Below are 9,880 nucleotides of genomic sequence, written 5' to 3'. Positions count from 1 at the left end.
GGCTGAACGCAGGTCTCGTGGAGTGGGCCGAGCCGCATGGATGCGGCGAGAGCTGCCCCCCGCCATGGATGGCGGATGGCAGCGGGCCCACGGAGCGAGACCGGAGTGAAGGAACCCTGAGGAACGAAGGGCCAAACCGAGAGCAAGCACCCTTGGTTACTTGGGGTGCTTTTCCAAGTAACTCGCCGAAGGCGAAACAGTCTGCCCCCAGGCAGACGCTCTTGATCTTCTCTCAGCCGCACCGCGAACCCTATCGATGAGCAATATCTTCGAGCGCCAGATTCCGGGTCTTCGGCCCAAACCCGCCAATCGTGATGATCACAATCAACATACTCATCACAATGAACGTCAACACCCCCGGCGTGCCGAAGTGATCCAGGAACAACCCGATCAACAAACTGCTGAACACCGTCGACAGACGACTGAACGAATAACAGAACCCCACCGCCCGGGCGCGGATGTTGGTCGGGAACAACTCACTCTGGTACGAGTGATAACTGAAACTCAGCCACGCATTGCAGAACGTGATCATCACCCCGCAAAAAATCAGCCCCGCCGCCGTCGTCTGCTGCGCGAACAGCGTGCCGAAGATCATCGAGCCCAACGCCGAGCCGACAATCTGCCACTTATTCTCGAACCGGTTGGCGAATTTCACGAACAACAGCGGCCCCAGCGGATAGGCGAGGGTGATCACGAAGGCATACGCCAGACTGTGGGTCACGCTCACGCCCTGACCCGAAAGCAACGCAGGCAGCCAGTTGCCGAAACCGAAAAAGCCGATCGCCTGGAACGCATGAAACACAATCAACATCAGCGCGCGACGGCGATACGGCGGTTGCCAGATGTCGGCGAAACGGCCTTTGCCTTCGACCGCCACGTTATGGGTTTCCGGTTCGTCCAGGGCCTGACCGTGGTCCTTGATGCAGCGGGCTTCGAGGTCGTCCATGATCTTTTCCGCCTCGCTGAAGCGGCCGTGTTGCGCCAGCCAGCGCGGTGATTCCGGCAGGCGCGAGCGCAGCCACCAGATGAACAGCGCGAACACGGCGCTGGCCAACACCACCCAGCGCCAGCCGGCGACGCCGAACGGGTCCTGCGGGACCAGCCACCAGGACATCAATGCCACTGAAGGCACCGACAGGAACTGCACGAAAAACGCGAAGGCGAACGCCGCGCTGCGCATCCGCTTGGGCACCAGTTCCGAGAGGTACGCGTCGATGGTCACCAGTTCGATGCCCAGGCCGATGCCCACCAGAAAGCGCATGCAGATGATGCCCAGTGCGGAGGTCTGTATGCCCATCAGCACCGTGGCGACGGTGTACCAGATCAACGCGAAGGTGAAGATCGCGCGGCGGCCGTAGCGGTCGGCGATCGGGCTCAGCAGGCTGGCACCGAGGAACAGCCCCAGAAAGGTCGCCGACGCAAACGCTGCCTGATCGGAAAAGCCGAACACGCCCTGCGCCCCGGTGGCGAACAGTCCGTCGCGGATCAGGCCGGGGCTGATGTAGGCGGTCTGGAACAGATCGTAAAGTTCGAAGAAGCCGCCAATGGACAGCAGCGCCACCAGTTTCCAGATCGTGGCGACGGCGGGCAGGCGGTCGATGCGGGCGGAAATCCGCGCCGCGCGTATCGGGTCGAGTCCGTCTTGGGTCGGGCGGGCGTTATCGGGGCTGTCAGAAGCGGCATGCATTATTGTTTTTTCCGGATCGGTGAGACGCAGCATGTTAGTGCCCCAGAGATTCAAGACAAAACATTTCTGCGCGTTTAAGCTCCGGGGCTGACCGCCACCACGTTTCGGATTCCCGTGAAGTACAAACTCCCGACCACCGCCACCGCGCCATTTTGCCCGTCGGCAACCACCGACAGCGTCGCCATTCCCGCCAATGCGTCTTTCCTGCGCAAGCTGATGCTGTTCGTCGGCCCCGGCCTGTTGATCTCCATCGGCTACATGGACCCCGGCAACTGGGCCACCGCCATTGAAGCCGGTTCGCGCTTCGGTTATTCGCTGTTGTTTGTGGTGGTGCTGGCAAGTCTGTCGGGCATGGTGCTGCAAAATCTGTGTTCACGCCTGGGCATCGCCACCGGCCGCGATCTGGCGCAGCTGTCTTCGGAGCACTACAGCCGCCGGGTCGGCATGGGCCAGTGGATTCTCGCCGAACTGTCGATCCTGGCGACCGATCTGGCGGAAGTGCTGGGTGCCGCGCTGGCGTTTCACTTGCTGCTGGGGGTGTCGATTACCACGGGGGTGGCGCTGACGGCGTTCGACACGGTCATCGTGCTGGCTTTGCAGGGCGCCAATTTCCGCCGTCTGGAAGCCATTGTGCTGGGGCTGATCGCGACCATCGCGACGTGCTTTTTCATCGAGCTGGTGCTGATCAAACCGTTCTGGCCGGACGTCGTGGCGGGGCTCAAGCCGTCGTGGGAGATGCTGAGCAATCAAGAGCCGCTGTACATCGCCATCGGTATTCTCGGTGCGACGGTGATGCCCCATAACCTGTACCTGCATTCATCGGTGGTGCAGACCCGGGTCAACGGCACGTCGGTCGAAAGCAAGGCTAGCGCCATTCGCTACGCCCGGGTCGACACCATCGCCTCCCTGAGCCTGGCGCTGGTGATCAACGCCGCCATTCTGATCCTGGCCGCCGCCGCGTTCCACGGCACCGGCCACACCGACATCGTGGAAATCCAGGACGCCTACCATTTGCTCGATCCGCTGGTGGGCGGCGTCGTCGCCAGCGTGCTGTTCGGCGTCGCGCTGCTGGCGGCAGGGCAGAGCTCAACCTTCACCGGGACCATCGCCGGGCAAGTGGTGCTGGAAGGGTTTCTCAAGGCGAAGATCCCGTGCTGGCAACGCCGTCTGGCGACCCGCGGCCTGGCGTTGATTCCGGCGTTCATCGGGGTGATCTGGTTTGGCGATGGCGCAGTCGGCAAGATGCTCGTGCTCAGTCAGGTTGTCCTGAGTTTGCAGCTGCCGTTCGCGCTGTGGCCGCTGATCCGCTTCACCAGCGACCCGCAATTGATGGGCCCGTTCGCCAACAGCCGCCTGACCAAAACCCTGGCCTGGGGGCTGTTCGGACTGATCTCGGGCGCGAACCTGACCCTGATGTTCTTCTGGATGACCTGACCGCTGGAGGTCTGGGCATCGGCTCAGGCCTCAGCTCAACAAGATTCCCCGCGCCATACCCGTGGCGGCGATGACGATGATGACCATCAGCAGCGCCTCCATGTGGCTGATTCGCGCGAACCGCCGGGACAGGGACGTATCAATGGGCTGGTTCTTCTTGAACGCGATGCGCCATTTGATCAGCGCGAACATCGGCACCACTTCCAGCGCCAGCATGGCCACGAACGCCGCCATTTTCAGGTGAAACAGTGGCTGATGCAGGTAATAGTACGAGCCTTTTTCCAGCCCGCCGAACGCCCGAAACGCCCCGGTGATCAGCAGAACCCCTGCTGAAACGCCCCAGATATTGTCGACCACGAAGACATCCCTGAACGATCGCGGATCATCCGTGCGCAACCGCCGCAACGCCCGTCCCCTCGCCAGCACCGCCGCTATGGCAAAACCGAACGCCAGCAGGTGCAACGCAGCCAGTACCCATTTGATGAGCATGTTTCAACTCCCCCGAGCGATGTGCAAAGCAAGCGTCAACGGTTCAAGCTTAGCGGGTCGTTGGCGTTACGCCTTGATCGATGAAGTGGGGAAGGAAAAATAATCCGTCGGGGCGTCGCTCATCATTTCTGCGGGTGCTTGCCCTCGCGGTGCGGATGAACAAAATCAAAGTAGAACGCCGACACGCCAAACAGCGCTATCACCGAAAGAATTATCAAACCGATTACCGAGTTATCCATCACGCTCATCCAGTAAGTCGCCCAAAGGCCGAGCGACTATTCATTCCTTTTGCCGGTGCAACTGCAATCAATACGACGGGATCTTTACGCGAACAGTGCTTCACCTGACGCCATTTATATAAGCGCCTGTGCCTGCGGATCTTCTTGCGGATAAAGAACCACCGCCGCGCGAAGTTTGTCGGCGCCAAAGCAACTCATGCCGGCGAACTCTTTGTGGCTGACCGGCATGTATTGGCAGTCCATGGCCTGACGCTGTTGGCTGTGATCGATATCGGGGTCGTGCAAATACACGAAGTCATCATCGCACCCCGTAACCAGCACCCAGTGCGGTGCCTTGGAACGGGTCAACCGATAGCTGCTGATCAGCACCAGCGCCAGGCTGTTGTCCTTTTGCAGTTGCCAGAGATTGAGCGGCGCACTGCCCAGTTGACGGACCGGGCTTTCAGCCAGCTCGCGGCTGAATTCCTCATGCACCAGGCGCATGACTTCGCGCTTTTCTTCGCTGCGCACTCCAGCCAGAAACAACGGCCCGCGCACCGACACCTGCAGGCCGACCTCGAACCCTCTGCGCAACGCCGCCAACGCCAGACCTTGCGGGCTGCAACCGCCATGGCCGGAGGTCATGAACACCGTGGTTGCCTCGCGCCAGATCTGCAGTTCCTCGTGACGCTGCATGGCGCGCGGCGGTTGCAGGGCTTTCATGGCCATCAGCAGGCACGCCGGGCCGCAGCTGAAGTCCAGGGTTTGCGGGTAGTAGGGCACGTGACGGGCAACGCCGGTGGCGTGTTCCCGGATGCGTTTTTCGTAGCGCAGCGCCGGGGCGTGGTCTTCGTAGTAATCGTCGATGCGGTCGAACAGGCGATAGCCGTTGCGCTCGTACAAGCGAATCGCCGGGGCGTTGTCCGGGCGGACTTCGAGCCGCAGATAGGCACACTCACGCTCAAGGGCATGTTGTTCGGCCTGGGCCAGCAGTTGCTGCCCGAGACCCTGGCCCCGGGCAGTGTCGCTGATCGCCAGGGAGTAGAGCCGGCCCAGGGACGTGCCGCGATGGAACAGCACCAGCGCGTAACCGGCCAGGCGTTGATCGGCCTGATCGCGCAGCGCGACGATCAATCGCGCATTGGCCCGCGTGACCATCCAGTGAAAGCTGCGCGCATTCAGGCGATCGGATTCGAAGCACTGGTTTTCCAGCACCAACAGTTCATCCACATCGGCAGGCTGGGCGAGGCGATATATAAAGTTCATGTCCGACACCGTAAAGAGTGAGTAACGAAACGGGACATTTCTACAAAGCCATGTTTTATAGAAAGGACTGTTTCCCGAAGGATCAACTCATGAATGCGGTGCCGGTGAAGACCGACGAAGTATCAGCACAACCTCAGCGTTCGGCAACTTTTAATGTCAATCCGCTGAAACCTGTTTCAACCCGAAGCCAACTGTTGATTGTCGTGGAGCGGCTCGAAGACTGGTCGTCTTACTTGCCCAGCGAACACCTGATCAGCGCCCAGGACTACCTGGAAAACCCGCCCCAGAACACTGCCGGTCAGCGGGTGCAAGTGATCAACCTGTGCCGCAGTTACCGCTATCTGGGCCACGGTTATTACTGCTCGCTGTTGGCCGAAGCCCGGGGTCACCACGTGATTCCGTCGGTCAAAACCATCAGCGAACTGACCCGCAAATCCCTTTACGGCCTTGCCCTGGATGACCTCGACAAGCGCCTCGAACACGCGCTGCGTGACCATCCGTATGACGAAACCGAAGGCTTCACCCTGAGCCTGTATTTCGGTCAGACTGATCTCGCGCCGTTGCAGGACCTTGCCCGTCAGCTGTTCGAGGCGTTTCCGGCGCCGATCCTGCTGGTGGAATTTCGCAAGCGCGACAACTGGCACATCGTCGGTATCAAAACCGGCGCCTTGACCCGCCTGCGTGATCACCAGCAGGACCAGTTCGCACTGTCTCTCGACAGTTTCAGCCGCAAGATCTGGCGCCAGCCCCGTTCCCCTCGCACCTATCGCTACGACCTGGCGATCCTGCATGACCCGCAGGAGGCGTTGCCGCCGTCCAACCGCAAGGCGCTGGATAATTTCATCCGCGTCGGCCAGCAACTGGGCGTGGACGTCGAGCTGATCGAGAAGAAGGATTACTCGCGGCTGGCCGAATACGACGCGCTGCTGATCCGCGAAACCACCAGCGTCGACAATCACACCTACCGCTTCGCCAAGAAGGCCGAGAGCGAAGGGCTGGTGGTGATGGATGACCCGGCGTCGATCCTGCGCTGCACCAACAAGGTCTACCTGACCGACCTGCTCAAAAGCCACAAGCTGGGCATGCCGGCCACGGAAATCCTCTACAAGGAGCGACCGGATGATTTGGAGCACGTCGCGGCACGACTGGGCTTCCCGCTGGTGCTGAAAATCCCCGATGGCTGTTTTTCCAAGGGCGTGATCAAAGTGCAGGACGCGCAGCAATTGCAGGAAGCGGCGCGGGAACTGTTTGAGCATTCGGTGCTGTTGCTGGCCCAGGAATACCTCTACACCGAATATGACTGGCGCATCGGTGTGCTCAATCGCAAACCGGTGTTCGCCTGCCAGTACTTCATGTCCAAGGGGCATTGGCAGATTTACAACCACAAGGCCATCGACGCGGAAATCAACGGCGAGTGCCGCACGCTCGCGGTTCACGACGCGCCAAAGGCCGTGGTGGATCTGGCGGTGAAGACTGCCAACCTGATCGGCGACGGGCTGTACGGTGTCGACTTGAAGCAGTCCGGCGATCGCGTGGTGGTCATCGAAGTCAACGACAACCCCAACCTCGACGCAGGCATCGAAGACGCCTGGCTGCAGGACGATCTGTACGCGCTGGTGCTGGAAGAGTTCATTCGCCGCCTCGACATCAAACGTCGCGGTCTGGCGGGTTAGGCCGGTGATCAAGGGCCACCGCCTGGAGGCGGGCAGGTTACGGGAATGCGCCGAAGCGGATGCCAGCGTGCTCTGGTTCAGCGACCCGGACGCCGCCGAAAAGACGCTGCTGCTGGAGCGCTTCAACCTCGACGACCACGCTCTGGCCTCGGCGCTCGACCCCGACGAGGTGTCGCGCATCGAGTTTCATCCGGACGCGCTGTTCATGATCTGGAAGCGCCCGGAAAACTACTCGGGCAAGGACACGTTTTCCTTCGACGTGTCGTCGTTCGGGGTGCTGCTCAGCCCCCATCACATGGTGCTGATCTGTGCCGACAGCAAGCAGATCAGCGACCTCGGACAGCACCGGCCGATGCACACGCTGCTGGACGTGTTGCTGGAGGTGCTGTTCCACAACATCCATCATTATCTGGGTCACCTCAAGGTGATCAAGATGATCGCCCGGGAATTGCAGCAGCAGTTCAATGCCTCGATGGACAGCCGCCATCTGGTGCAGATGTTCAACCTGAGCGAAAGCCTGGTCTATTACATCAACGCCATCGACAGCAACGGCTCGGTGCTGACGCGCCTGCGCAATCACGCCCACAAGCATCAGTTTTCCGGCGACAGCCTGGCACTGATTGAAGACATGATTACCGAGAACGAGCAGTGCCACAAACAGGCGAACATCTACTCCACGGTGTTCGCGAGTTTGATGGATGCGCGGGGTAATCTGGTCAATAACAACACCAATAACCTGCTGCGCAAGCTGACGTTGATCAACGTGGTGTTCTTGCCATTGAATCTGGTGGCGGGGATTGGCGGGATGTCGGAATACAGCATGATGACCACGCCTATTGCGTGGTGGATCAGCTACCCGGCGTTGCTGGTCGGCATGGCCGGGCTGGGCGTGGGGATGGTGGTGATACTCAAGCGCATGGCGCGGGCGAGTCAGTGATCAGCGGGAACCCGGCGGGTTCCCACTGACAGGGGCGCGACGTCTTATTCCGACGCCTGCAAACCCTTCTGCCTCATCACCTGGTTCTTTTCTTTTTTGTACTGCAGTGCAACTTCCGGCGCCGGGCCGCTCTTGCCGGTTTCCATCCACAGACGCATGCGGCTGGCATCGGCGAAGTGGGTGTATTTGCCGAAGGCGTCGAGAATGACCACGGACACCGGACGATTGGCCATGCTGGTCAACAGCACCAGACAGTGACCCGCCTGGTTGGTGAAGCCGGTCTTGGTCAGCTTGATGTCCCAGTTGGATTTACGCACCAGATGGTCGGTGTTGCTGAAGCCGAGGATGTAATTCGGCTTGCGGAAGGTCACGGTTTTCTCCGGCGTGGTGCTCAGCTCGCGCAGCATCGGGTAGTTGCGTGCGGCCAGGGCCAGCTTGGTCAGGTCCCGCGCGGTGGATACGTTGTACACCGACAGCCCGGTGGGCTCCATGTACACGGTGTGGTTCATGCCCAGTGACTTGGCCTTGGCGTTCATCGCCCGGATAAACGCTGGATAACCGCCCGGGTAGCTGTGGGCCAGACTCGCCGCTGCGCGGTTTTCCGACGACATCAGGGTGATCAGCATCATGTCGTGGCGGTTCAGCTCACTGCCCAGCTTGACCCGGGAGAACACGCCTTTCATTTCGGCGGTCTGGGAGATGTCGACCTTGATCATCTCGTCCATGGGCAGCTTGGCGTCGAGGGTGACCATCGCGGTCATCAGCTTGGTCACCGAGGCGATCGGCACGACAATGTCGGGGTTACTCGCATACAACACCTGACCCGTTTGCAGGTCGGTGATCATGGCGCTGCCGGAGGCCAGATGAAGATTGGCCGGGTCGCGATTGAACGCCGCCGGCTCTTTCGCCAGTGCGGTGGTGGAAAATGCGGCAGTGGAAAGTGCGCAGCCTGTAAGTGCAAATAATAGGCCGATGACGGTTGGGCGAATTTTCAAGAGCAAAGCTCACTAAAGGATGGAAATAGCGTGGAACGTCGGACTTTCTTCAAGCGCGACAACAAGTTCGGCGCATTTTAGGAGCAAGTTTCTGAAGTTGTCGATGGGGCGGTGCGGGGTTTCGCTAATAAAGCACCGTTGTATAGGTCAGGTTCAGGTGGCGGATCCAAAAAGCCTGTATTTAAACGGGTTGAATTGCCGATTATGGCCTGGCTGTTAAACGGCGCTGCGCCTCAACATCGGATCGTCACGCAAAAAAAAGCCCGCGTCATTAAAGAGGCGGGCTAAAGGAGTGTGCGGAGCAACGCACGATTCACAGGGAAGAGCGAATAAGGGGTTAGCTGTTGAGTGAGCGGCATTCAAGTTGCTGCGACAGGGCCTGCGCCGCTGGCAGTGAAGGCAAAGGACCACTGACGGGTTCGCCGTTGTGCATCAGGTACCAGCACGCCAACAGACCGCGCTCACGAAGCTGAGGGGGAACTGCGCTGCCGACAACCGACATGATTTGAACCTTGGTCATAAGTGCCTCCAACAATCTATGGCGCTACTTTAAGGCCCGACCGGTTGATGCAGAAATCACCGCTCTCGATAGTCGTCATTGATGAGCGGGTAGGGACAGTGATGGGGACACGTGCGCAAAGCGGTGCTGCGGTCCGGCATCAATACCCCTGAAACAAAAACCCCGCCGGGAAGGCGGGGTCTGTGTTGGGTGAGGGATGGCGACCATGAATCGACAGCCCTGTGCTCAGGAGCAAACCGCTGTTACCAGCGACCGCCACCGTGGTAATAGCCCGGTGGTGGGCCGTAATAACGTGGCGGGCCGTAGTAACGCGGTGCGTAGACCACCGGGCGCTCAACGACATAAGCCGGCTGGTAGTAAACCGGCGGTGGAGGCGGTGGCGCGTAATAAACCGGCGCCGGGGCCGCGTACACGGGAGCGGGTGCTGCGTAAACCGGCCCGGACGCCACTGCCGCGCCGACAACACCGCCGACGACCGCACCGATTACGGCGGCTCCACCCCAGCCCGGGCCGCCGCCATGGGCTTCAGCCTGGCCTGCGAGGGCGAGGGCGCCTAACAACAAGGCAACTTTGGGGATCTGACGAATCATGACTGTTCCTCGGTGTTCAGTCCCGTTGTCGCGAGCCTGCGTTACGCTCAGGCACTGCCACGGGATAACTT

General features: G+C 60.4%; 9 protein-coding genes. 3 read left to right on the top strand and 6 right to left on the bottom strand.

Annotated features, from left to right (window positions below; all coding sequences use genetic code 11):
* Positions 1 to 250 precede the first annotated feature (250 nt).
* Positions 251 to 1,687, bottom strand: coding sequence for an MFS transporter (locus QMX88_RS27210; RefSeq protein WP_282373356.1), 1,437 nt, complete (start codon positions 1,685 to 1,687; stop codon positions 251 to 253).
* A gap of 114 nt (positions 1,688 to 1,801) precedes the next feature.
* On the opposite strand from QMX88_RS27210, the gene QMX88_RS27205 reads away from it, so the two are divergent.
* Positions 1,802 to 3,121, top strand: coding sequence for an Nramp family divalent metal transporter (locus QMX88_RS27205; protein WP_282373355.1), 1,320 nt, complete (start codon positions 1,802 to 1,804; stop codon positions 3,119 to 3,121).
* Between the two features lie 30 nt (positions 3,122 to 3,151).
* Here QMX88_RS27205 and QMX88_RS27200 read toward each other — a convergent pair whose 3' ends face one another.
* The gene (locus QMX88_RS27200) at positions 3,152 to 3,610 is read right to left on the bottom strand and encodes a DUF2214 family protein (protein WP_282373354.1); all 459 of its coding nucleotides are present in this window, start codon (positions 3,608 to 3,610) and stop codon (positions 3,152 to 3,154) included.
* A gap of 353 nt (positions 3,611 to 3,963) precedes the next feature.
* Positions 3,964 to 5,094: a GNAT family N-acetyltransferase/peptidase C39 family protein gene (locus QMX88_RS27195; RefSeq protein WP_282373353.1), complete on the bottom strand. Its 1,131-nt coding sequence runs from the start codon at positions 5,092 to 5,094 to the stop codon at positions 3,964 to 3,966.
* Between the two features lie 89 nt (positions 5,095 to 5,183).
* On the opposite strand from QMX88_RS27195, the gene QMX88_RS27190 reads away from it, so the two are divergent.
* Positions 5,184 to 6,767, top strand: a complete 1,584-nt coding sequence (locus QMX88_RS27190; protein ID WP_282373352.1) for a RimK family protein — start codon at positions 5,184 to 5,186, stop codon at positions 6,765 to 6,767.
* Between the two features lie 4 nt (positions 6,768 to 6,771).
* Positions 6,772 to 7,704 (top strand): magnesium transporter CorA family protein, encoded by a 933-nt coding sequence (locus QMX88_RS27185; protein ID WP_282373351.1) that lies wholly within the window; start codon positions 6,772 to 6,774, stop codon positions 7,702 to 7,704.
* A 44-nt stretch (positions 7,705 to 7,748) separates the two neighbouring features.
* On the opposite strand, the gene pbpG is transcribed toward QMX88_RS27185, so the two are convergent.
* The 3 genes from pbpG to QMX88_RS27170 all read right to left on the bottom strand — a co-directional run bounded on the left by pbpG (position 7,749) and on the right by QMX88_RS27170 (position 9,809).
* The gene (gene pbpG / locus QMX88_RS27180) at positions 7,749 to 8,705 is read right to left on the bottom strand and encodes a D-alanyl-D-alanine endopeptidase (RefSeq protein ID WP_407073228.1); all 957 of its coding nucleotides are present in this window, start codon (positions 8,703 to 8,705) and stop codon (positions 7,749 to 7,751) included.
* A gap of 331 nt (positions 8,706 to 9,036) precedes the next feature.
* Positions 9,037 to 9,219 carry a hypothetical protein gene (locus QMX88_RS27175; protein ID WP_282373350.1) on the bottom strand — a complete coding sequence of 61 codons (183 nt, stop codon included), beginning with the start codon at positions 9,217 to 9,219 and terminating at the stop codon, positions 9,037 to 9,039.
* Positions 9,220 to 9,461: 242 nt separating this feature from the next.
* On the bottom strand, positions 9,462 to 9,809 hold the full coding sequence (locus QMX88_RS27170; protein WP_192172466.1) for a hypothetical protein: 348 nt from the start codon (positions 9,807 to 9,809) through the stop codon (positions 9,462 to 9,464).
* Positions 9,810 to 9,880 lie beyond the last annotated feature (71 nt).

Origin of the sequence: Pseudomonas sp. PS02290 (genome assembly GCF_029960075.1) — a bacterium.
GTDB lineage: Bacteria > Pseudomonadota > Gammaproteobacteria > Pseudomonadales > Pseudomonadaceae > Aquipseudomonas.
This window is presented reverse-complemented; position numbering and strand designations above follow the sequence as displayed.

Excerpts from the sequence above, each read along its gene's own strand:
- QMX88_RS27210 (WP_282373356.1), bottom strand. The coding sequence starts at position 1,687 with ATGCATGCCGCTTCTGACAGCCCCGATAACGCCCGCCCGACCCAAGAC.
- QMX88_RS27200 (WP_282373354.1), bottom strand. The coding sequence starts at position 3,610 with ATGCTCATCAAATGGGTACTGGCTGCGTTGCACCTGCTGGCGTTCGGT.
- QMX88_RS27195 (WP_282373353.1), bottom strand. The coding sequence starts at position 5,094 with ATGAACTTTATATATCGCCTCGCCCAGCCTGCCGATGTGGATGAACTG.
- QMX88_RS27190 (WP_282373352.1), top strand. The coding sequence starts at position 5,184 with ATGAATGCGGTGCCGGTGAAGACCGACGAAGTATCAGCACAACCTCAG.
- QMX88_RS27175 (WP_282373350.1), bottom strand. The coding sequence starts at position 9,219 with ATGACCAAGGTTCAAATCATGTCGGTTGTCGGCAGCGCAGTTCCCCCT.
- QMX88_RS27170 (WP_192172466.1), bottom strand. The coding sequence starts at position 9,809 with ATGATTCGTCAGATCCCCAAAGTTGCCTTGTTGTTAGGCGCCCTCGCC.